Annotated in this window: 21 protein-coding genes; 14 read left to right on the top strand and 7 right to left on the bottom strand. The window is 64.7% G+C overall.

The features are described from left to right. The 3 genes from ACIQ09_RS04400 to ACIQ09_RS04410 all read left to right on the top strand — a co-directional run. Window positions 1-214, top strand: a 214-nt coding sequence (locus tag ACIQ09_RS04400; protein WP_398306595.1) for a hypothetical protein, incomplete at its 5' end; no start/stop codon positions are given. 562 nt (window positions 215-776) lie between these two features. Then, window positions 777-1043 (top strand): type II toxin-antitoxin system ParD family antitoxin, encoded by a 267-nt coding sequence (locus tag ACIQ09_RS04405; RefSeq protein ID WP_398306597.1) that lies wholly within the window; start codon window positions 777-779, stop codon window positions 1041-1043. Next, window positions 1044-1334: a type II toxin-antitoxin system RelE/ParE family toxin gene (locus ACIQ09_RS04410; RefSeq protein ID WP_398306599.1), complete on the top strand. Its 291-nt coding sequence runs from the start codon at window positions 1044-1046 to the stop codon at window positions 1332-1334. It begins immediately after the preceding gene. A 111-nt stretch (window positions 1335-1445) separates the two neighbouring features. Here the strand turns inward: ACIQ09_RS04410 and ACIQ09_RS04415 are convergent, their stop codons facing one another. Then, window positions 1446-2543: an ABC transporter substrate-binding protein gene (locus tag ACIQ09_RS04415; protein WP_398306601.1), complete on the bottom strand. Its 1098-nt coding sequence runs from the start codon at window positions 2541-2543 to the stop codon at window positions 1446-1448. A 592-nt stretch (window positions 2544-3135) separates the two neighbouring features. Further along, entirely contained in the window at window positions 3136-3606 is a 471-nt protein-coding gene (locus ACIQ09_RS04420; RefSeq protein WP_398306603.1) for a copper chaperone PCu(A)C, read from the bottom strand. Between the two features lie 191 nt (window positions 3607-3797). Between ACIQ09_RS04420 and ACIQ09_RS04425 the strand changes: the two genes are divergently transcribed. Then, a complete protein-coding gene (locus ACIQ09_RS04425; RefSeq protein WP_398306605.1) occupies window positions 3798-4100 on the top strand; it encodes a YkvA family protein in 303 nt (100 codons plus the stop codon). Here the strand turns inward: ACIQ09_RS04425 and ACIQ09_RS04430 are convergent. After that, window positions 4087-4806: a response regulator transcription factor gene (locus ACIQ09_RS04430; RefSeq protein WP_398306607.1), complete on the bottom strand. Its 720-nt coding sequence runs from the start codon at window positions 4804-4806 to the stop codon at window positions 4087-4089. The genes ACIQ09_RS04425 and ACIQ09_RS04430 overlap by 14 nt on opposite strands. 16 nt (window positions 4807-4822) lie before the next feature. Next, the gene (locus ACIQ09_RS04435; protein ID WP_398306609.1) at window positions 4823-6886 is read right to left on the bottom strand and encodes a PAS-domain containing protein; all 2064 of its coding nucleotides are present in this window, start codon (window positions 6884-6886) and stop codon (window positions 4823-4825) included. A 221-nt stretch (window positions 6887-7107) separates the two neighbouring features. Here ACIQ09_RS04435 and ACIQ09_RS04440 point away from each other — a divergent pair, with 221 nt between their 5' ends. From ACIQ09_RS04440 to ACIQ09_RS04470, 7 genes are all read left to right on the top strand, one after another. After that, window positions 7108-8748 (top strand): acyl-CoA synthetase, encoded by a 1641-nt coding sequence (locus tag ACIQ09_RS04440; protein WP_398306611.1) that lies wholly within the window; start codon window positions 7108-7110, stop codon window positions 8746-8748. 18 nt (window positions 8749-8766) lie between these two features. Beyond that, a complete protein-coding gene (locus ACIQ09_RS04445) occupies window positions 8767-9516 on the top strand; it encodes an electron transfer flavoprotein subunit beta/FixA family protein (protein ID WP_398306613.1) in 750 nt (249 codons plus the stop codon). Window positions 9517-9641: 125 nt separating this feature from the next. After that, entirely contained in the window at window positions 9642-10577 is a 936-nt protein-coding gene (locus ACIQ09_RS04450) for an electron transfer flavoprotein subunit alpha/FixB family protein (RefSeq protein ID WP_398306615.1), read from the top strand. A gap of 191 nt (window positions 10578-10768) precedes the next feature. Further along, window positions 10769-12559, top strand: coding sequence for an acyl-CoA dehydrogenase (locus tag ACIQ09_RS04455; RefSeq protein ID WP_398306617.1), 1791 nt, complete (start codon window positions 10769-10771; stop codon window positions 12557-12559). A gap of 189 nt (window positions 12560-12748) precedes the next feature. Continuing rightward, window positions 12749-14380, top strand: coding sequence for an electron transfer flavoprotein-ubiquinone oxidoreductase (locus ACIQ09_RS04460; protein ID WP_398306619.1), 1632 nt, complete (start codon window positions 12749-12751; stop codon window positions 14378-14380). Window positions 14381-14471: 91 nt separating this feature from the next. Beyond that, window positions 14472-14783 (top strand): DUF485 domain-containing protein, encoded by a 312-nt coding sequence (locus ACIQ09_RS04465; RefSeq protein ID WP_398306621.1) that lies wholly within the window; start codon window positions 14472-14474, stop codon window positions 14781-14783. Next, complete coding sequence (locus ACIQ09_RS04470; RefSeq protein ID WP_398306623.1) at window positions 14780-16450, top strand: cation acetate symporter; 1671 nt, start codon at window positions 14780-14782, stop codon at window positions 16448-16450. Before ACIQ09_RS04465 ends, ACIQ09_RS04470 begins: the two co-directional genes overlap by 4 nt. Window positions 16451-16709: 259 nt before the next feature. On the opposite strand, the gene ACIQ09_RS04475 is transcribed toward ACIQ09_RS04470, so the two are convergent. The 3 genes from ACIQ09_RS04475 to ACIQ09_RS04485 form a co-directional block, all read right to left on the bottom strand. Further along, the gene (locus ACIQ09_RS04475) at window positions 16710-17366 is read right to left on the bottom strand and encodes a class I SAM-dependent methyltransferase (RefSeq protein ID WP_398306625.1); all 657 of its coding nucleotides are present in this window, start codon (window positions 17364-17366) and stop codon (window positions 16710-16712) included. Between the two features lie 8 nt (window positions 17367-17374). Beyond that, on the bottom strand, window positions 17375-17632 hold the full coding sequence (infA, locus tag ACIQ09_RS04480; RefSeq protein ID WP_347250696.1) for a translation initiation factor IF-1: 258 nt from the start codon (window positions 17630-17632) through the stop codon (window positions 17375-17377). 147 nt (window positions 17633-17779) lie between these two features. Beyond that, window positions 17780-17986, bottom strand: a complete 207-nt coding sequence (locus ACIQ09_RS04485) for a cold-shock protein (protein ID WP_148578314.1) — start codon at window positions 17984-17986, stop codon at window positions 17780-17782. 443 nt (window positions 17987-18429) lie between these two features. Here ACIQ09_RS04485 and ACIQ09_RS04490 point away from each other — a divergent pair, with 443 nt between their 5' ends. The 3 genes from ACIQ09_RS04490 to ACIQ09_RS04500 are packed head-to-tail and all read left to right on the top strand — an operon-like array spanning window position 18430 to window position 20632. Next, window positions 18430-19692, top strand: coding sequence for an ATP-binding protein (locus ACIQ09_RS04490; protein WP_398306628.1), 1263 nt, complete (start codon window positions 18430-18432; stop codon window positions 19690-19692). Next, window positions 19689-20234: a response regulator transcription factor gene (locus tag ACIQ09_RS04495; RefSeq protein WP_398306630.1), complete on the top strand. Its 546-nt coding sequence runs from the start codon at window positions 19689-19691 to the stop codon at window positions 20232-20234. Before ACIQ09_RS04490 ends, ACIQ09_RS04495 begins: the two co-directional genes overlap by 4 nt. Continuing rightward, window positions 20231-20632: an RNA-binding S4 domain-containing protein gene (locus ACIQ09_RS04500; RefSeq protein WP_398306632.1), complete on the top strand. Its 402-nt coding sequence runs from the start codon at window positions 20231-20233 to the stop codon at window positions 20630-20632. The genes ACIQ09_RS04495 and ACIQ09_RS04500 overlap by 4 nt, the downstream gene beginning before the upstream one ends. Window positions 20633-20649 lie beyond the last annotated feature (17 nt).

Raw genomic sequence — 20649 nt, forward strand, 5'->3', positions numbered from 1 at the left:
GTTCCGCGTATGCCACCTTGCAGCCTCTTTCCATGTATTAATATCTGTTGTCGCTATATGTTTAAACTATAGGCAAAAAAACACCGATGTCAATTTATATGTAGCGAAATTCAACGCCCGCTCTATTAGCCACAATCCAGTGACAAGCGTGTTGATGACCAACCATGTCCACCTGCTGCTCTCCGCCGACAGCACCGCGGCGCCGGGACATTGATGAAGTCGCCCGGCCAGCGCTACGTGCAGTATGCGAATCTCACCTATCAGCACAGCGGCACCTTATGGGACAGGCACTATCGCTCTTGCCCGGTCAATCAGGAGGCCTACCTGCTGGCCGGTCAGAGCTACATCGAGTTCAACCCAGTCCGAGCCGACATGGTGATGCATCCGGCGGACTACCCATGGTCTCAAGCCACCGTGCAAATGCCGAGGGTGAGGCCAGCCCGCTCATCCAAGTGCTCGGGCTCTATTCGGCATAGGTGCAGGATGCGGCACGGCGGCAAGCGGCGTATCGGGCGCTGTTCCGGCACGAAGTGGAGCCCGCACTGGTGGATCAGATTCGGCGAGCGACGAATGGCAACTTTGTGCTGGGTGACGAGCGCTTTGCCAGGGAGATTGAGGCGTTCATTGGCCGCAGGGCAGTGCCGGGAAAGTCGGGACGACCGCGCAAGCGCGCTGAACCAGAGCCCTGAGCCTTACCTGATGGGTGACACCAGGGTGAATGTCAATCTTTGACATAGCCTGATAGGATGGCAGCTCTTGATCAGGAGGCGCGAATCATGGGCATGAACGTCAACCTCACCCCTCAGCTTGAGGAGATGGTTCGAGCAAAAGTCAGCTCCGGCCTGTACACATCCGCGAGCGAGGTCGTTCGGGAGGCACTCCGCCTGATGGAGGAGCAGGACCGTATGCGGGAGGCAAAACTGGAGGAGCTGCGTCGCGAAGTCCGCAAGGGACTGGAGAGTGGGCCGAGTGAAGCCTGGGACGCCGCGGCACTGAAAAAGAAGGCGCGCGCTCAAAAAGCAGCCAAGTCGGACGCTGCGTGAATGGCGCGCGTCACGCGTCGCCCCCAGGCAGAAGCCGACATTCTCGATATCTGGAGCTACATCGCAGAGGACAGCGTTGTCGAAGCAGATCGCTGGGTCGATCACCTGGACGAGAGCCTGACCCTGTGGGCGACGCAACCCGAGATGGGACGGGCTCGTGATGAGCTGTCACCCGGGATCCACAGCCTTGCTTTCGGCCGGTACGTCGTTTTCTTCATGCCCCTGCCCGACGGGATTGATGTTGTTCGGGTTCTGCATGGTTCCAGGGATCTCGACGAGCAGTTTCGGTAATTGACAGGGAAAACTGCAGGCGGCCCCCAGTTTTGCCCCGAGTATCCCCTCGTCTGGCGCTGAAACCAGCCTGGCGCTCCTTGATCGGGGCACCTGAATCCGTTTGCCGCCTCAGACCGCCCAGCTTCCGTCCGCGCGCAGCATCGACAGATCAACGTACTTCGACCCGGCATGGTTGCCGGGTGAGAACTTCACCCGATAGCCGCCGACATCGACATTGGTGTTGTTGAGCGCTGTCAGCAGCCCGTCCGGACCGTTGGCGCGCTTGAGCACGTCCGTCATGACCTTGGCTGCGATGAAGCCCTCCAGCGCGACCGGAGTCACCGCGGTGCCGGCCGGGAGCATTCTGGCGAATTCGCTGAAGATGCCCACGCCCTTGAGCGGTACCACCTGGCTGACCATTACCCCGGTTTTGTCCTTGCCCAGCGCATTGGCCAACGAAGTCGGGCCGACAAAGCTGATGCTGGCAAAGCTGGCCGGGCTGCCCATGGCGCGCGCCTGTTTGATGAAGGCTGCAGCTGTGCCATAGGTGGAAACAATCACAACGAGATCCGGGCTGGCCGGCAGGATGGCCTTGAGCGCAGCCTCGACATTGGCCGAGTTGCGTTCGACCGTACCGGTCGCCACGACCTTCGCCCCCCGACTGCCGAGCGCCTTGACCACCCCGTTGAGACCCGCCTGGCCATAGGCGTCGTTCTGATAGACCACGGCAAACTTGCGTTGAAAGAGGTCCCAGAAATGCTGAACCAGATGCTCCGTCTCCTCGAAATACGAGGCGCGAATATTGAAGATCAGCGGATGATTCGGATTTCTCAGCGCTTCAGCCCCGGTGAAAGGGGCGATAAACGGCAGATTGGCCTGCTCGAAAATGGGTTTGGCTGCCAGCGAAGTCGGCGTGCCAACGTAGCCGAACAGCGCCGCGACGTTCTTCTTGACGAAGGCATCGGTATTGACCTTCGTCCGCTCAGGCTCATAGCCATCGTCGAGGGTCTCGAGGCGAATGTTGCGTCCGGCAATACCGCCCCGGGCGTTGACGTAGTTGAACCAGAGCAAGGCACCATCCCGCATTTCGACCCCGAGATCCTTGGCCGGCCCGGAGAGGGGCGCCGACTGACCGAGGACGATATCGCCCGGAACGGAAAAAGCCCTGCCGCTGGCCAGCGCGAGGGGAAACAATGCACCCGCATTCAGAAATTGACGACGATTCATGATTTACCCCGCGACCTGCAACAAAAACGATTTTCACGACAAAACCCGGATACTCCAGAGCAAAATTTGACAAGGGCAGCCAGAGGCTGCGCCCTGGCTCATGCCAGAAAGCTACCCAAGCGAGCAGCTACTGGCAGCTTAAAGCATGCCTCAAGGTCATGCTGATCCGATCGACTCTTGCTGAACCGGCAGCTCGCAGGCGGTTGATTTTGAATGACCCGATGGGTGAGGCTGAAGGGGTTCATGGGACGCGCAGAGGGCGGCTGGAGGGACAGTGGGGGCGACTTCAGTCGCCCGCGGACTTTGATAAACGGCATGCCGGTGATCGACGCGGGGGTGGGCGACTGAAGTCGCCCCTACGGAGAGACCGCATGACGGTCAGACGACGCGTCCAACGGAGAGAATTAGGTTCATTCGACCGCGGACGCCGATCAAAGGCAGGCCGATGATTGAGCGCGCGGAGATCACGTGAACTCGACCCCACGGGAGAGAGCCAGACGCCTTGAATGAAAAATCCCCCCGTTGAGCCACAGACAGAAAAAAGCGCCCTGAACGGGCGCCATCGGGAATAAGCACAGGCGGAACCGGGGCATCAATGGTGGTGCTTGTGGTCCATCGGCGCGGCGGCGGTCAGGTCGCGGACTTCGGCTTTCACCTCCACGTTCTCGACCTTCTTGTCCTTGCCTTCCACCTTGAGGGTGATGGGCACCACTTCGCCCTTGCTCAGGGGCTTGTTCAGGTCGATGAGCATGACGTGATAGCTGCCGGGCTTGAGTTCCAGGGTCTTGCCGGCCTGCACCTCGAGGCGCGGCAGGGCGCGCATCTTCATCACGTTGTTGTCCATGACCATCTCGTGCAGTTCAACAACCTTGGCGGCCGGGCTGGCGACGCCGACCAGGGTGACGCCGCTCTTGCTGTTGAGCTGCATGAAGGCGCCGGTGGCCTTCTGGGCGGGAACGGTGCCGCGCACCCATGGGTCCTTGATTTCCAGATCGGCAGCAGAGACGCCGACAGACAGCAGGCTGGTCAGCGCCAGGGCGGCGATTTTGTAGGCAATGCTCACGGCAGACTCCTTGAATTGAACGGACAGCAGCTTAACGCGGAGCGGGCATCGGATGGGCCCTGGCACGGCCGGCTGCGACCTTTTGCCGCGGCGACCGCCGTGCAACGCATGCTTACAAAGCCCGGGGGCACTTTTGGCGGGCATGGGCCCTCTGAGTCGCTGTCCTTTACCCACCCCGGGAGACCTGCGCCATGTTCAAGAAGATTGCCGCCCTCTATGCCCTGATCCGCAAGGATGCCGCCATCCTGTGGTTCGCCCTGCGTCACCCGGCCCGGCCGGCATGGCTGCGGCCGTCGGTGGCCATGCTTGCCCTGTACCTGCTGTCGCCCATCGACCTGATTCCCGACGTACTACCGGTGATCGGCCTGGTGGATGATCTGGTGCTGATTCCGCTGCTGGTGTCCTGGTTGGTGCGCATGCTGCCCGAGGCCCTGCGCCGCGGTTATGCCGACGCCGCCCGCACCGTGGATGTGGTGCCGGTCAGGACCAGGTGACCGTGGCCGCCAGCAGGTAACCGGCGCCGTACACCGTCTTGATGAGCTTGGCGTGCTGAGGGTTTTCCTCGAAGCGCCGGCGCAGGCGGGAGATGCGCAGGTCGATGCTGCGGTCCAGGGCGGAGACATCGCGCCCGCCGAGGAGTTGCTCGCGGGTGAGGATGTGGTTGGGATGGGCCAGCAGCACCGACAGCAGCTGGGCCTCGGCGGTGCTGAGGGTTTCCTGCTGGCCGGCGGGATTGATGAGGGTGTTGCTGCCCGGTTCGAAACGCCAGCCGGCAAATTCGGCCACCCGCTGGGCCGGGTCGGCGGGCAGCACCACCTGGCCCGGATAGCGGCGCAGGATGCTGCGCACCCGGGCGATCAGCTCGCGGGGCTCGAAGGGCTTGACCACGTAGTCGTCGGCTCCCAGCTCGAGGCCCATCACCCGGTCGTAGATGTCGCCGCGGCCGGTGACCACCAGCAGGCCGCAGGTGTGCTTGCCGCGCATCTGCTGCAGCACGGCCATGCCGTCCATGTCGGGCAGGCCCAGATCAAGGACGACGAGATCCGGCGCGCGCTGGCGCAGGCCATGGAAGAAGGCCTCGGCGGTGCGGAACAGCTCGGTGCGGTAGCCGAATTTTTCCAGGGTGTCGGCGATGAGGCGGGCAATGGCCGCCTCGTCTTCGACCACGTAGATGAGCTCGGGGCTGCGGGTGGTAGGCATGACGGGGGAGCTTGGCTCAAGCGCCCAGCGGACGCAAGGCCGCCAGCAGCTTGTCCCGGGAGAAAGGCTTGGCCAGCAGGGGCAGGTCGGGGTCCTGGTCGAGCCCGCCGGCGTGGGATTCGGCAAAACCGCTCATCAGCACCATCGGCAGATCGGGCCTGAAGCGCCGCACGAAGCGCGCCAGGGCACGGCCGTCCATCACGCCGGGCATCACCACGTCGGAGATGACCAGGGCGATGGCCGGGATGTTCTCGACCATGTCGGCGGCCTCGGCGCCGTTCTCCGCCTCGACCACGGCGCAGCCCAGCTCAGCCAGCTGCATGCGCACCACGCTACGCACGTCGGCGTCGTCCTCGGCCAGCAGCACCAGCTTGCCGGCCAGGTCGGCGGCATCCACATCCCGCCCCGCCGGCAGCAGGGCTTCGGGCGCGTCCTCCTCGACCCGCGGCAGCAGCAATGCCACTGTAGTGCCCCGGGCCTGGCGGCTGCGGATGCGCACCCCACCCCCCGACTGCTTGGTGAAGCCATACACCATGGACATGCCCAGGCCGCTGCCCAGGCCGAACTGCTTGGTGGTGAAGAAGGGCTCGAAGACTCGCGCCAGGGTGCTGCCGTCCATGCCCATACCGTTATCGGTGACAGCGATCTGAACGTAGTCGCCCGGGGGCACCTCCAGGTCGGCGGCGGCGTGGACGCCCAAGTGCTCGAGGGATGATTCTATGCGCAGCTCGCCGCCGTTGGGCATGGCATCGCGGGCGTTGAGGGCCAGGTTGAGCAGGGCGTTCTCGAGCTGGTGGGCATCCACCATGGCCACCAGGCAGGGCTCGCGGCTGGCCGTGCTGACGGCGATGGTGCTGGGCAGGGAGCGGCGGATGAGCTTGGACATACCGAGGATCAGCTCATTGACCTCCACCGGCTTGGGCTCGAGAGGCTGGCGCCGCGCAAAGCCGAGCAGACGGCGGATCAGCTCGGCGCCCCGGTTGGCGGCGTGCATGGCCGGCTCGACGAAGTTCTCGGTGAGGGGGTCGTCGGGGTGATTTTCCTTGAGGGCCACCAGATTGCCGATCACCACCGTGAGCATGTTGTTGAAGTCGTGGGCGAGGCCGCCGGTGAGCTGGCCGATGGCTTCCATCTTCTGGGCCTGGGCCAGGGCGGCCTGGGTGCGGCGCTGCTCGGTGACATCCACCGAATGCACGTAACCGCCCAGCACGGTGCCATCGGGGGCGATGTCGGGTACGAGGGTGCTGCGGGCGCGGGCGGGATTGCCGTCTCGTCCGGTGAGCTGGTATTCGTAAGTGACCCGCTCGCCCGCCAGGGCCCGGGCCACATAGGGCTGCACCACGTCGAAGACCTCCTGCCCGACCACGTCCTGGATCTTGCGCCCTTCCACCTGATCGGCCGACCAGCCGAACCACTCGGCATAGCCCTTGTTGGCGTAACGGTAGGCCCATTCCCGGTCGAAGTAAGCGACGGCGGCGGGGATGGCATCGGTGATCTCGCGCAGGCGCTGCTCGCTTCGGCGCAGGGCCTGGGTGATGGCCTTGTTGCTTTCGATGGCGGCCGTCAGCTCCTCGTTGGCCCGGGTCAGGGCCTCGGTGCGGGATTCGATGTGCTCCTCAAGCTCCGCCTGGTGGCGCGCGATCTGCTCGGCGGCGTGGCGCTGGTCGGTGATGTCGGTGTAAACGGTGATGAAGCCCTGGTGGGGCAGCGGAAAGCCACGGATGGACAGGATGCGACCGTTGGGGCGGACACGCTCGGTGACATGAGGCTGAAAGCTCCGGGCGCGGGCCACACGTTCGGCCACCTGTGCGGCCGGATCACCGGGGCCGTAGTCGCCCCGTTCGGCGTTGTAGCGGATGAAATCCTCAAAGGACACCCCCGGCCGGGCCAGGCTCTCGGGAAAGTCGAGCAGACGCAGGAAAGTGGTGTTCCAGGCCACCATGCGCAGGTCGGCATCGAACACGGTGACACCCTGATCCAGCAGGTCCAGCCCGGCCCCCAGCATCTCCTGGTAACGCCGTTCGAAGGACAGCTGAGCATCGTCGCCCATCCCGCTTGCCGTTTCCTGGTACCCGTTCATTGCCGCTCCGCAGACGCATTCTTGTGCATTGATTCTAGCCACAGGCCGGCCGCCCAAAGGGGGCCGACAACATTCAGTACATTTTCACGAAAGTTCCGACAACTTTCTTTGCGATTCTTCGCCCCGATCCCCGGCAGTCCGTCACGGACGCCACAAAGGGGAAGGCCCCAGAGCCACCGCCTCAACAAAGTAGTGGCGTCAAAAGTCAGGAGGAGAAGAAGGTGTCGAACAACCCGTATGACCGCGGGCTGGATAAGTGTGCAGCCAACCACGTCCCGCTCTCACCGCTGTCCTTTCTTGAGCGCACGGCACAGATCTACCCTGATCGCCCGTCGGTGATCCATGGCGCCCGCCGCTTCACCTGGCGCGAGACCTATGCCCGCTGCCGCCGTCTGGCCAGCGCCCTGACCAGCCGTGGGATCGGCCGCGGCGACACCGTGGCGGTGATGCTGCCCAACGTGCCGGCCATGGTCGAAGCCCACTTCGGCGTGCCCATGACCGGCGCCGTGCTGAACACCCTCAATACCCGCCTCGACCCGGAAGCCATCGCCTTCATGCTCAGCCATGGCGAGGCCAAAGTGCTGATCACCGACCCCGAGTTCGCTGCCATCATCGCCCCGGCGCTGGAACTGCTGGAAGGGCCCAAGCCTCTGGTCATCGACGCCCTGGACGCGGAGTACCCCGTCACCACCCGCCTCGGCGAAATCGAATACGAGGACTTCCTGGCCAAGGCCGACCCGGAGTTCAAGTGGTCCCTGCCCGCCGACGAGTGGGACGCGATCGCCCTCAATTACACCTCTGGCACCACCGGCAACCCCAAGGGCGTGGTCTTCCACCACCGCGGCGCCTACCTCAACTCGGCCTCCAACATCATCAGTTGGGGCATGCCGCAGCACGCGGTGTACCTCTGGACCCTGCCCCTCTTCCACTGCAACGGCTGGTGCTTTGCCTGGACCTTGGCCGCCAACGCCGGCGTCAATGTGTGCCTGCGCAAGGTGGACGTAGCCCTGATCTACGAGCTGATCCGCACCCACAAGGTGAGCCACTTCTGCGGCGCTCCCATCGTGCACGGCATGCTCATCAACGCTGCCGAGGGCCTGCGCGCCGGCATCGAACACAAGGTGTCGGCCCTGATCGCGGGCGCTGCGCCCCCCGCCGCCATCATCGAAGGCATGGAGCGCATCGGCTTCGACATCACCCACGTGTACGGCCTGACCGAGACCTACGGCCCGGCGTCCGTGTGCGCCAAGCACCCGGAATGGGATGACCTGCCCATCGCCCAGCGCGCCGAGCGCAACGGCCGCCAGGGCGTGCGTTACCACATGCAGGAAGCCATCACCGTGCTCGACCCGCAAACCATGGAGCCCGTACCCGCCGATGGCGAGACCATGGGCGAGATCATGTTCCGCGGCAATCTGGTGATGAAGGGCTACCTGAAGAACGAGAAGGCCACTGAGGAAGCCTTTGCCGGCGGCTGGTTCCACACGGGCGATCTGGCCGTGCTGCACCCGGACGGCTACGTGAAGATCAAGGACCGCTCCAAGGACGTGATCATTTCCGGCGGCGAAAACATCTCGTCCCTCGAAGTGGAAGACGTGCTCTACCGCCACCCCGCCGTGATGACTGCCGCCGTGGTCGCCAGGCCCGACGAGAAATGGGGCGAGGTGCCGGCCGCCTACATTGAGGTCAAGGAAGACGCCAAGGTCACAGTGGAGGACATCATCGCCCACTGCCGCGAACACCTGGCCCGCTACAAGGTGCCCAAGCACGTGGAGTTCTGCGTCCTGCCCAAGACGTCCACCGGAAAAATCCAGAAGTTCGTACTGCGCCAGCAGGCCAAGTCCAGCTCGGCCATTGAATAAGCCCACGGAGACAACAACATGAAGATTCTCGTACCGATCAAGCGGGTCGTTGATTACAACGTCAAGATCCGCGTCAAGGCCGACCAGAGCGGCGTCGAGCTGGCCAACGTGAAGATGGCCATGAACCCCTTCGACGAAATCGCCGTCGAGGAGGCCGTGCGCCTGAAGGAAGCCGGCAAGGCCACCGAGGTGGTGGCCGTCTCCGCCGGCACCACCCAGTGCCAGGAAACCCTGCGCACCGCCATGGCCATCGGCGCCGACCGGGGCATCCTGGTCGAGTCCGACGCCGACCTGCAGCCCCTGGCCGTGGCCAAGCTGCTCAAGGCCATCGTGGACAAGGAGCAGCCGAAGTTGGTGATCCTGGGCAAGCAGGCCATCGACGACGACTCCAACCAGACCGGCCAGATGCTCGCCGCCCTGCTCGGCTGGCCCCAGGCCACCTTCGCCTCCAAGGTCGAAGTGGGCGCTGAAAGCGTCCAGGTCACCCGCGAGATCGACGGCGGGCTTGAAACCCTCTCCCTCCCCCTGCCCGCCGTCGTGACCACCGACCTGCGCCTCAACGAGCCGCGCTACGCCACCCTGCCCAACATCATGAAGGCCAAGAAGAAGCCCCTCGATACGGTGCAGCCCATCGATCTGGGCGTGGACGTGAGCCCGCGCCTGACCACCCTAAAGGTGGTCGAGCCGGCCGCCCGCGGCGCCGGCATCAAGGTGGCCGACGTGGCCCAACTGGTTGAGAAGCTGAAGAACGAAGCCAAGGTGATCTGAGCGCTTGGCGTTACGACGCAAGCCGAGACTGCAAGCCCTGTAGGGGCGAATTCATTCGCCCGCGGACTTCGATCCGCCGACTGAGGGCGACTGAAGTCACCCCTACAAAACCGGAGACAAAGAACATGCCTATCCTCGTCATTGCCGAACATGACAACGCCGGCCTGAAGGCCGCCACCCTCAACACCGTCACCGCCGCCGCCAGGCTGGGCGCCGACATCCACGTGCTGGTGGCCGGCGCCGCCTGTGGCGGAGCTGCTGACGCCGCCGCCAAGCTGGCCGGCGTGGCCAAGGTGAAAGTGGCCGACGCCGCCGCCTACGCCAACCAGGGCGCCGAGAACATCGCCGCCCTGCTGGTGGGCGTCATCCAGGCCGGCGGCTACAGCCACGTGCTGGCCCCCGCCACCACCTTCGGCAAGAACATCCTGCCCCGCGTCGCCGCCCTGCTGGACGTGGCCCAGATCTCCGAGATCGTGGCCATCGAATCCGCCGACACCTTTGTGCGCCCCATCTACGCCGGCAACGCCCTGGCCACGGTCAAGTCGTCCGATGCCATCAAGGTGATCACCGTGCGCACCACCGCCTTCGACGCCGCCGCCGAGGGTGGCAGCGCCGCGGTGGAAGCCATCGCCGCCGGTACCGACCTGGGCCAGAGCACGCTGGTCGGCCGTGAGCTGACCGTCTCCGCCCGCCCCGAGCTGGGCGCCGCCAAGATCATCGTCTCCGGTGGCCGCGGCCTGGGCAGCGGTGACAACTACCGGGCCGTGCTGGAACCCCTGGCCGACAAGCTGTCGGCAGCCATGGGCGCCTCCCGCGCCGCGGTGGATGCGGGCTTCGTGCCCAACGACTACCAGGTGGGCCAGACCGGCAAGGTCGTGGCACCCCAGCTCTACATCGCCGTGGGCATCTCGGGTGCCATCCAGCACCTGGCCGGCATGAAGGACTCCAAGGTGATCGTGGCCATCAACAAGGACCCCGAAGCCCCGATCTTCCAGGTGGCCGACTACGGCCTGGTGGCGGATCTGTTCGAAGCCGTGCCCCAGCTGGTGTCCGCTCTCTGAACCCATAAGGGCATTGGAAGGGGAAACCCCTGTAGGGGCGACTTCAGTCGCCCTCGGACTCCGGTCAACGATCCGCGCTCGCTTTGCGCGCCGATGGGCGACTGAAGCAGCCCCTGCAGATCAGCCCCTGACTCTCCCCCGCAGTACCTGATAGCCCAACCCAATTCCACCGAATTCGCAAGGAGCATTCCATGAGCACCTACGTCGCCCCCGTAAAAGACATGCTGTTCAACATGAACGAGCTGGCCGGCCTGCAGGAGATCACCACCCTGCCCGGCAATGAAGACGTCTCGCTGGATCTGGTCGAGGCCATTCTCGACGAGGCCGGCAAGTTCGCCACCGAAGTCGTGGACCCGCTCAACCCGGTGGGCGACAAGCAGGGCAACAAGTGGGACAACGGCGTGGTGACCACTGCCGACGGCTTCAAGCAAGCCTATGCAACCTTCTGCGAGACCGGCTGGAACGGCATGCCCGCTTCCACCGAGTTCGGCGGCCAGGGCCTGCCGGTGACCGTGTCCACCGCTGTGCTGGAAATGTGGAAGTCGGCCAGCATCTCCTTCTCCCTGTGCCAGATGCTGACCCTCGGCGCCGTGGAAGCCATTGCCCACCACGCCACCGACGAGCTCAAGGCCACCTACCTGCCCAACATGGTCTCCGGCAAGTGGACCGGCACCATGAACCTCACCGAGCCCCAGGCCGGCTCCGACCTGGCCGCCATCCGCAGCAAGGCCGAACCCCGCGGCGACGGCAGCTATGCCATCACCGGCACCAAGATCTTCATCACCTGGGGTGAGCACGACATGGCGGAGAACATCATCCACCTCGTGCTGGCCCGCCTGCCGGACGCGCCCCCGGGCGTGAAGGGCATCTCCCTGTTCATCGCGCCGAAGTTCCTGGTCAATGCCGACGGCAGCCTGGGCGAGCGCAATGACCTGATCTGTGCCTCCATCGAACACAAGATGGGCATCCACGGCAGCGCCACCGCCGTCATGTCCTTCGGCGACAAGGGCGGCGCCATCGGCTACCTGGTGGGCGAGGCCAACCGCGGCCTCGAGTACATGTTCACCATGATGAACCACGCCCGCCTCAACGTCGGTCTGGAAGGCGTCGGCGTGTCCGAGCGCAGCTACCAGCATGCCCTGGCCTACGCCCGCGACCGCATCCAGGGCCGCATCGTGGGCGACAAGAGCGGCGAGAAGAAGCCCATCCTGCACCACCCGGATGTGCGCCGCATGCTGATGGACATGAAGACCCGCACCGAGGCCGGCCGTGCCATCGCCTACTACGTGGCCGGGTGCATGGACCGGGCCAAGAGCCATCCGGACGCCGATGTGCGCGCCGCCAACCAGCGCCGCCTGGAGCTGCTGACCCCGGTGGTCAAGGGCTGGTGTACCGAGAACGCCCAGGGCATCACCTGGAACGGCGTGCAGGTGCACGGCGGCATGGGCTTCATCGAGGAAACCGGCGCAGCCCTCTACATGCGCGACGCCCGCATCATCACCATCTACGAAGGCACCACGGCCATTCAGGCCAATGACCTGATCGGCCGCAAGACCGCCAAGGAAGGCGGCAAGAGCATGCAGCAACTGCTCGCCGACATCGCCGAGACCGGCGCGGCCCTGCGTGCCTCGAATGATCCGGCCCTGAAGTCCCTGGCCGACGCCCTGGGTGACGGCATTGCAGCCCTGGACGAAGCCACCAACTGGCTGCTCGCCAACTACGAAGCTACCCCCCAGGCCGCCCACGCCGGCTCGGTGCCCTTCCTCAAGCTCACCGGCATTGTTGTCGGCGGCTGGCTGATGGCCCGCTCCGCGCAGATCGCCGCCGGCCGCCTGAACGAAGCCGATGGCGACTTCTACAAGGCCAAGATGGCCACCGCCGCCTACTTCGCCAAGCACGTGATCCCCGAAGCCAACGCCTACCGGGACGCCATCGTGAATGGCGCAGACGCGGTGCTGGCCCTCGAGGAAGCGCTGTTCTAAGCCATCTGCCAAACCCCGGGGCGCCCCGGGGCGCGACGGTAGGGGCGACTTCAGTCGCCCATCCGCACGTAAATCAACGCTCTTCGTTGATCAAAGTCCGAGGGCGACGGAAGTCGCCCCTACAAGTCGCCCCAAATTCGGCCGCCCCAATACGTAACTGCAGCAACCCAGTTTCCGGAGAAAACAGCAATGACGCGTGAAGCGATGGAATACGACGTGGTGATCGTCGGCGCCGGCCCCTCGGGGCTGAGCGCGGCGATCCGCCTGAAGCAACTGGCCGAGAAGGCCGGCGCGGAGCTTTCGGTGTGCGTCGTGGAGAAGGGTTCCGAAGTGGGCGCCCACATCCTGTCCGGCGCCGTCATCGAGCCGCGCTCCCTGGAAGAGCTCTTCCCCGACTGGAAGGAACGGGGCGCGCCGCTCAACACCCCGGTCAAGGAAGACCGCTTCCTGTTCCTCACCACCGACAAGGCCTACAAGCTGCCCACCCCGCCCCAGATGCACAACGACGGCAACTACATCGTCAGCCTGGGCAATGTGGTGCGCTGGCTGGGTGAGCAGGCTGAGGCTCTGGGTGTCGAGATCTATCCTGGCTTCGCCGCCTCCGAGGTGCTGTACCACGCCGACGGCTCGGTGAAGGGCATCGCCACCGGCGACATGGGCGTTGAAAAAAACGGCGAACCCGGCCCCAACTACCAACCCGGCATCGAGCTGCACGCCCGCCAGACGGTGTTTTCCGAAGGCTGCCGCGGTTCCCTGACCAAGGGCCTGTTCAGCAAGTTCAATCTGCGTGAAGGCGTCGATCCGCAAACCTACGGCATCGGCATCAAGGAGCTGTGGGAGGTGCGCCCCGAAGTGCACCAGCAGGGCCTGACCATGCACACCGTGGGCTGGCCGGTGTCGTCCGACGTGTATGGCGGCTCCTTCCTCTATCACCTGGAAAACAACCAGGTGGCGGTGGGCTTCGTGGTGGGCCTGGATTACAGCAACCCGCATCTGTCGCCCTACGAGGAATTCCAGCGCTTCAAGACCCATCCGGAGATCCGCAAGTTCTTCGAGGGCGGCCGGCGCATTGCCTATGGCGCCCGGGCCCTCAATGAAGGCGGCTTCCAGTCGGTACCCAGGCTGAGCTTCCCGGGTGGCCTGCTGATCGGCGACACGGCGGGCTTTCTCAACGTGCCCAAGGTCAAGGGCACCCACATGGCCATGAAGTCCGGCATCGAGGCGGCCGAAGCGCTGTTTGCCCACCTCACGGCCGAAGGGCAGACCGGCCACGAGTGCCTCGGCTACCCGGAGCGCCTCAAGCAGAGCTGGCTGTGGGACGAGCTGCACGAGGTTCGCAACATCCGCCCGAGCTTCCGCTGGGGCCTGTGGGGCGGCATCGCCTACAGCGCCATCGACACCTACCTGCTGAAGGGCAAGGCGCCGTGGACCCTGCGCCACCACGCCGACCACACCCAGCTGAAAAAGGCCTCGGAGTGCACGCCCATCGTCTATCCCAAGCCCGACGGGAAGATCAGCTTCGACCGACTGTCTTCGGTGTTCATCTCGGCCACCAACCACGCCGAAGAGCAGCCCTGCCATCTGCGCCTGAAGGATGCGTCGGTGCCCATCAGCACCAACTTGGCCCTCTACAACGCCCCGGAAACCCGCTACTGCCCGGCCGGCGTGTATGAAATCGTCGAGGACCCGAGCGGCCCGCGCATGCAGATCAATGCCCAGAACTGCCTGCACTGCAAGACCTGCGACATCAAGGACCCGACCCAGAACATCGATTGGGCCGTGCCGGAAGGCGGCGGCGGCCCCAACTACCCAAACATGTAATCAGCATGTGGCAGCACCCGGGGGAGAACAGCACTCACCCCAAGACCATAACTACACGGAAAAACCTTCAACCACCTTCCCAGGAGGAATCATGTCAGCGGAGATCTACAAGAAAGTGCGGGCCAACCCCCGCTTTGCCGAGCTGGAGGGCAAGCGCAGCCGCTTCGCCTACCTGCTCACTGCCATCGTGATGGCGTCCTACTACGGAATGATGATGCTCGTGGCCTTCGCCCCCGAAGTCCTGCGCACCCCGATTTCCGAGGGCGGCATGCTCACCATCGGCGTGCCCATCGGCGCCGCCATCATCATCGGCTCCTGGCTGCTCACCGGCTGGTTCGTCAGCCGCTCCAACGGCGAGTTCGACCAGATGAACAACGAAATCATTCGGGAGGCCTCCAAGTGATCAAGCACAAGCACCTCCTCAGCGCTGCCCTGTTGGCCCTGGCCAGTGCCAGCACCCTGGCTGCCGACGCCGTCGGCGTGGCCCAGAAGCAACCCCTCAACCTGACCGCCATCGGCATGTTCTTCGTGTTCGTGGTGGCAACCATGGGCATCACCTACTGGGCGGCCAGCCGCACCAAATCCACTGCCGACTTCTACACCGCCGGCGGCGGCATCACCGGCTTCCAGAATGGCCTGGCCATCGCCGGTGACTACATGTCTGCCGCTACCCTGCTGGGCCTCTCGGCCATGGTCTTCGCCAAGGGCCTCGACGGTTTCATCTACGCTATCGGCTTCTTCGTCGGCTGGCCGGTGATCCTGTTCCTGATGGCCGAGCGTCTGCGCAATCTGGGCAAGTTCACCTTCGCCGACATCGCCTCCTACCGCCTCGACCAGGGCACCATCCGCACCTTCGCCGCCTTCGGCTCGCTGACGGTGGTGTGCTTCTACCTGATCGTGCAGATGGTCGGCGCCGGCCAGCTCATCAAGCTGCTGTTCGGCCTCGACTACGCCACCGCCGTGGTCGTGGTGGGCGTGCTGATGGTGATCTACGTGACCTTCGGCGGCATGATCGCCACCACCTGGGTGCAGATCATCAAGGCCTGCCTGATGCTCTTCGGTGGCACGGTGCTGCTCTTCCTGTCCCTGAGCCAGTTCGGCTTCAGCCTGGAAGCCGTGGCCAAGAAGGCGGTTGAAGTGCACAAGGAGGGTATCAAGATCATGGGCCCCGGCTCCCTGATGGCTGACCCGATCACCGCCGTGTCCCTGTCCCTGGGCCTGGTCTTCGGCACCGCCGGCCTGCCCCACATCATGATGCGCTTCTTCACCGTGCCGAATGCCAAGGAGGCCCGCAAGAGCGTCTTCGTGGCCAGCGGCTGCATCGGCTACTTCTTCATGGTCGTGTGCGCCCTGGGCCTGATCGCCATCACCATCGTCGGCACCAACCCCGAGTACTATGAAGGCGGCAACCTCGCCGGCAAGATGCTCGGCGGCGGCAACATGCCGGTGATGCACCTGTCCAAGGCGGTCGGCGGCAACCTGTTCCTGGGCTTCATGTCTGCCGTGGCCTTCGCCACCATCCTCGCCGTGGTGTCCGGCCTGGCCCTGGCCGGTGCATCGGCCATCGCCCACGACATCTATGCTCGGGTGATCTGCAAAGGCACGGCTACCGAAAGCCAGGAAATGCGCGTTTCCAAGATCGCCACCATCGGCCTGGGCGTCGTCGCCGTGCTGCTGGGCATCCTGTTCGAGAAGCAGAACATCGCCTTCCTCGTCGGCCTGACCTTCGGCATCGCCGCCTCCACCAACTTCCCGATCCTGATCCTGTCCATGTACTGGCGTGGTCTGACCACCCGCGGCGCCCTTCTGGGCGGCCTGGCCGGCCTGATCTCGGCGGTGACCTTCGTGGTGCTGTCCAAGGCTGTGTGGGTGGTGGTGCTGGGCAATGCGCAAGCCATCTTCCCGTACGAGCAACCCGCCCTGTTCTCGATGCCCCTGGCCTTCTTCTTCACCTGGCTGTTCTCGGTGACCGACAGCAGCGCCCGGGCCAAGATCGACAAGGCCGGCTTCGACGACCAGTACGTGCGTTCCCAGACCGGCATCGGCGCCGCCAGCGCCAGCGCCCACTGAGGCACTCCACAAGGCTTATCTTTCCTCCCCCTCGAGGAACTTTCGGGCGCCCACGGGCGCCCGCTTTTTTTGGGTGCGCGGATCAGGGGATGGGGAGAGTGCAAAGTGCGGGGGTCGAATGAATTCGACCCCACAGAAGCATCAGCGCACGCCAAAGCCATGTGAGGTCGAGGTCAATCAGCCTGGCGGTGCCAGGCGGAGGGCCAGCCGGTGAAAGACCGCGGGCGGATGAACTCCGCCCGGCAGGGATAGGCAAGGATCAGCCCCGGCAGTACCGGAGCAGACGCCCCCTGTAGGGGCTGCCGTCATCAAGCGGTGCGTCGATGATGGCTTCAGTGAGACTGAAGCCGGCCAGCACCATGGCCTTGTTGAAGGCCGAGCGGTTCCCCCGATTCGGGTCGACGATCAAGACCTCGGCCACAGGCGCTGCGTGGAACTGGATGAAGGTGGCGAGTTGCTCGGGGTGGCTGCGCTCATACAGCACATCGCTGCCGATAATGAGATCGAACTCACCAAGCAGGGGGTTGCTGCACGCCCAGTTGCCGGTCTGATACTTCAGTTCGGGCAGGTCGTTGAGCAGGAGATTGGCGCTGAGAAAGCCGGATGTGAGGGGATGGCAGTCACTGGCGGTGATGTTGCCACGACGCCGGTGGATCACCAGGCTGGCGAGTGCCAGACCACAGCCGATCTCCAGGATGCGCCGGCCACACAGTTCGCGGACCTGCATCAGGTCAGCAAGCTTGCGCGCCGAGGGCCAGACCTGCCCGAAGAGTGGCCAGGTAGCCGGGGAGATTCCCACGGCGGCGGCCTCACCCAGCGGGTCGGAATACTGCTGGCGGTCGAGCAGGGAGCGGATTTCCAGATCCGGACCACCCACCACGCCCACCTGCTGGAATTTCACTTCATAGCCGGGCATCAAGCAGATCAGCGGCGACGCTGGGGCGCCGGGCCACTGCCACGACCTTCGAGGTGCCGGAAGGTGATGCGGCCCTTGGAGAGATCGTAGGGCGAGAGTTCGAGGGATACCTTGTCGCCAGCCAGAATGCGGATATGGTGCTTGCGCATCTTGCCACCGGTGTAAGCCACTAGCATGTGACCGTTGTCCAGCGTGACGCGGAAGCGAGCATCAGGCAGCACCTCCATGACAACGCCTTGCATTTCAATGAGATCTTCCTTGGCCATGGCCATGTCTCCTTATAGATGAAAAAGAAAAAGCCCGGCATGAACCGGGCTCATTCATGAGGAGGCGGGCCTGACAACATCTCAGAAGCTCGTCACCTATCAGTGCTCCTGACCGACACGGATGCCGGACAGGCTTCACGCGGCGGATTACTCGGCCGGGCGGATGTTCGAAGCTTGCTGACCCTTCGGGCCGGTGGTGACGTCAAACGTCACGCGCTGACCTTCGGTCAGGGTCTTGAAGCCGGAGCCTTGAATAGCGGAGAAGTGAGCGAAGAGATCTTCGCCGCCAGCTTCCGGGGTGATGAAACCGAAGCCCTTGGAATCATTGAACCACTTCACGGTGCCAGTTGCCATTTTGAATATCCTTTAAAAGAAAAAGCAGGGACGTGCCCTGAGGGTAGGGCGAAGCTCAAGACGGCGGGGTGATGAAGGGGGACTGCCGCAGGACTGCGGGTACTGAACCACACAACAACAACACTACTTGAAGATCGCGAGCCGTACTTTGCACTGTATCCGCCGCTAAAGCAAACACTATTTTCATTGCGACATCCGGGATAGCCAGTACAGAAGCGCCTTGCACACCCCACCCGGGCCTCACCCCGCCCGCAGCATGACGACTGGAGCACTACCACCCTCGGCCTGGCAAAGGCGCGGATCTGCGACAATCCACCACATTCCACCCGCAAAAGAGAGGCGCTACATTTTCCCTCTGACTGGCAGATGCCACCCCCCGGGCGCATGCACACACCTCGACACCTGCCGGTCCTTTCGACCTTCTCTCCGGGGATAATCGCCTGATGCCCCTCCCCCTTGCCGCCCACGCCCCCTCCAGCCCCGCGGACGCCCTGCGGCGCCTGCTCAATCTGCGCTGGCTGTCGATCACCGCCATGCTGCTGGTGGTGGTGTCCGTGCCCTGGTTGCTTGACATCCCCCTGCCTGCGCGCGCCCTCCTGCAAGTGGTGGCCACCCTGATCACCATCAACCTGATTTCCCTGGTGCGCGCCAGGCGCCTGAGCGACCTGCGCCCGGCCGAGCTGTTCTTCCAGCTGAGCATCGACCTGGGTGCGTGGAGCGTCTTCCTGTACTTCACCGGGGGCGCTACCAACCCCCTGATCTCCCTGCTTCTGCCCCTGGTGGCCATCGGTGCGGCAACCCTCACCGCGCCCTACGCCTGGGCCGTAGCGGCCGAAGCCGTGGCGGCCTACTCGATCCTGTGGGACTTCAACGAACAACTCGACATCTACGACTCCGGCCTGGCCGTGCATTGGCACCTGGCCGGCATGTGGCTCACCTTCGCCCTCTCTGCCGGGGTGATCGTGTGGTATGTGGTGCGTATGACAGCGGCCATTCGCAGCCGCGACCAGGCCCTGGCAGAAGCCCGCGAGGCCCGCCTGCGCAACGAGCGCATCGTGGCCCTCGGCAACCTGGCCGCTGGCGCTGCCCACGAACTGGGCACGCCCCTGGGGACCATGGCCATCCTGGCCGGCGAACTGGCCCGCAACCCGGCCCTGGATGACGAAGTGCGTGCGGATGCCGAGCTCCTGCGCGAACAGGTCGGGCACTGCAAGGCCATCCTCGGCAACCTCACCCTGCGCGCCGGGAGTCTGCGTGCCGAGGGCGGCGAAGTGCTGGCCACCGACCTGTGGCTACGCGGCATCATCGAACGCTGGCGCAGCCTGCGCCCCCATGTGCCACTGACCACCACCTGCCAGTGCGGTGACCCCGCGCCGCGCCTGGTGGCCGACGCGACGCTTGAGCAGGCCATCCACAACATCATCAACAATGCTGCCGACGTGAGCCCCGACGGCGTGGAATGTGAAGTCGGCGTCGAGGAGGCACAGATCATTGTTCGTGTACTCGACCGCGGCCCTGGCGTCCCGGCCGGCTTTCGCCCAGGCGCGAACCGACACCAGGAAGGCAACGGCGACGGTCTGGGCATCGGCCTGCTGCTGGCCTTCGATGCGGTCGAGCGCTGCAGCGGCAGCATCACATTTTCGCCTCGCCCCGGCGGCGGAACCATCGCCACCCTCACCCTCCCCCTCTCAGCCCTTCGCCCATGACCCCGCAGGACGCCCCCCACATACTCGTCATCGACGACGACCCCGCCTTTAACCGCGTGCTCACCCGCGCCCTCGCCCAGCGCGGCTTCACCGTCTTTGGTGCCCAGGAGGCGGAGACGGCCCTGGCCCTGGCCCGGGAGCACGAGCCGGAATACGTGGTCCTCGACCTCAACATCGCCGGCAGCTCCGGCCTGCGCCTGATCGAGCCCCTGCTGGCGGTCAATCCGGACTGCCGGATCCTCGTGCTGACCGGCTACGCCAGCATCGCCACCACCGTGGACGCCATCAAGCTGGGCGCCACCCAGTATCTCGCCAAGCCCGCCGACGTGGACGCCATCCTGAAGGCGCTCAATGCCACCGACGTGATCATCTCCGAAGAGGAAATGGCATCCGGCCCGATGTCGGTGGACCGCCTCGAATGGGAGCACATCCAGCGGGTTCTCACCGAGAACGACGGAAACATCTCGGCCACCGCCCGTGCGCTTAAAATGCACCGTCGCACATTGCAACGGAAGCTGGCCAAACGGCCGGTCAAGGAATGAAACCAACGGAAGACCACGACGCACGTGTCCGCCTCGACAAATGGCTGTGGGCGGCACGCTTCTTCAAGCATCGCACCCAGGCCACCGAGGCGGTCGATGGGGGCAAGATCCAGCTCAACGGGATCCGCGTTAAGCCAGCGCGGGACGTGAAGATCGGCGACCGGATCGACATCCAGATCGGCGAGACGCATTTCTGCGTGAGCGTGAAAGGCATTGCCGACAAACGCGGCAGCGCCCCCATGGCCCAGGCGCTCTACGAAGAAACGGCGGAAAGCAGTGCCGCCCGCGAAGCCGCGCGGGAACAGCGCAAGCTCGCCGCCACACCGGGCTCCGATCTGCACGGCCGCCCCACCAAGCGCGACCGGCGCCAGATCGGGCGTTTCAGCGGCGAGTTTTAAGGAGCGTCCGAGCGGCC

Source organism: Zoogloea sp., from assembly GCF_044344315.1.
Taxonomy (GTDB): Bacteria; Pseudomonadota; Gammaproteobacteria; order Burkholderiales; family Rhodocyclaceae; genus Zoogloea.

What these genes read in the sequence shown, in the direction of transcription:
- ACIQ09_RS04435 (WP_398306609.1), bottom strand. Translation starts at nt 6,886, where the DNA reads ATGAACGGGTACCAGGAAACGGCAAGCGGGATGGGCGACGATGCTCAG.
- ACIQ09_RS04450 (WP_398306615.1), top strand. Translation starts at nt 9,642, where the DNA reads ATGCCTATCCTCGTCATTGCCGAACATGACAACGCCGGCCTGAAGGCC.
- ACIQ09_RS04415 (WP_398306601.1), bottom strand. Translation starts at nt 2,543, where the DNA reads ATGAATCGTCGTCAATTTCTGAATGCGGGTGCATTGTTTCCCCTCGCG.
- ACIQ09_RS04460 (WP_398306619.1), top strand. Translation starts at nt 12,749, where the DNA reads ATGACGCGTGAAGCGATGGAATACGACGTGGTGATCGTCGGCGCCGGC.
- ACIQ09_RS04465 (WP_398306621.1), top strand. Translation starts at nt 14,472, where the DNA reads ATGTCAGCGGAGATCTACAAGAAAGTGCGGGCCAACCCCCGCTTTGCC.
- ACIQ09_RS04490 (WP_398306628.1), top strand. Translation starts at nt 18,430, where the DNA reads ATGCCCCTCCCCCTTGCCGCCCACGCCCCCTCCAGCCCCGCGGACGCC.
- infA (WP_347250696.1), bottom strand. Translation starts at nt 17,632, where the DNA reads ATGGCCAAGGAAGATCTCATTGAAATGCAAGGCGTTGTCATGGAGGTG.
- ACIQ09_RS04430 (WP_398306607.1), bottom strand. Translation starts at nt 4,806, where the DNA reads ATGCCTACCACCCGCAGCCCCGAGCTCATCTACGTGGTCGAAGACGAG.
- ACIQ09_RS04500 (WP_398306632.1), top strand. Translation starts at nt 20,231, where the DNA reads ATGAAACCAACGGAAGACCACGACGCACGTGTCCGCCTCGACAAATGG.
- ACIQ09_RS04475 (WP_398306625.1), bottom strand. Translation starts at nt 17,366, where the DNA reads ATGCCCGGCTATGAAGTGAAATTCCAGCAGGTGGGCGTGGTGGGTGGT.
- ACIQ09_RS04445 (WP_398306613.1), top strand. Translation starts at nt 8,767, where the DNA reads ATGAAGATTCTCGTACCGATCAAGCGGGTCGTTGATTACAACGTCAAG.
- ACIQ09_RS04485 (WP_148578314.1), bottom strand. Translation starts at nt 17,986, where the DNA reads ATGGCAACTGGCACCGTGAAGTGGTTCAATGATTCCAAGGGCTTCGGT.
- ACIQ09_RS04410 (WP_398306599.1), top strand. Translation starts at nt 1,044, where the DNA reads ATGGCGCGCGTCACGCGTCGCCCCCAGGCAGAAGCCGACATTCTCGAT.
- ACIQ09_RS04405 (WP_398306597.1), top strand. Translation starts at nt 777, where the DNA reads ATGGGCATGAACGTCAACCTCACCCCTCAGCTTGAGGAGATGGTTCGA.
- ACIQ09_RS04455 (WP_398306617.1), top strand. Translation starts at nt 10,769, where the DNA reads ATGAGCACCTACGTCGCCCCCGTAAAAGACATGCTGTTCAACATGAAC.
- ACIQ09_RS04425 (WP_398306605.1), top strand. Translation starts at nt 3,798, where the DNA reads ATGTTCAAGAAGATTGCCGCCCTCTATGCCCTGATCCGCAAGGATGCC.
- ACIQ09_RS04495 (WP_398306630.1), top strand. Translation starts at nt 19,689, where the DNA reads ATGACCCCGCAGGACGCCCCCCACATACTCGTCATCGACGACGACCCC.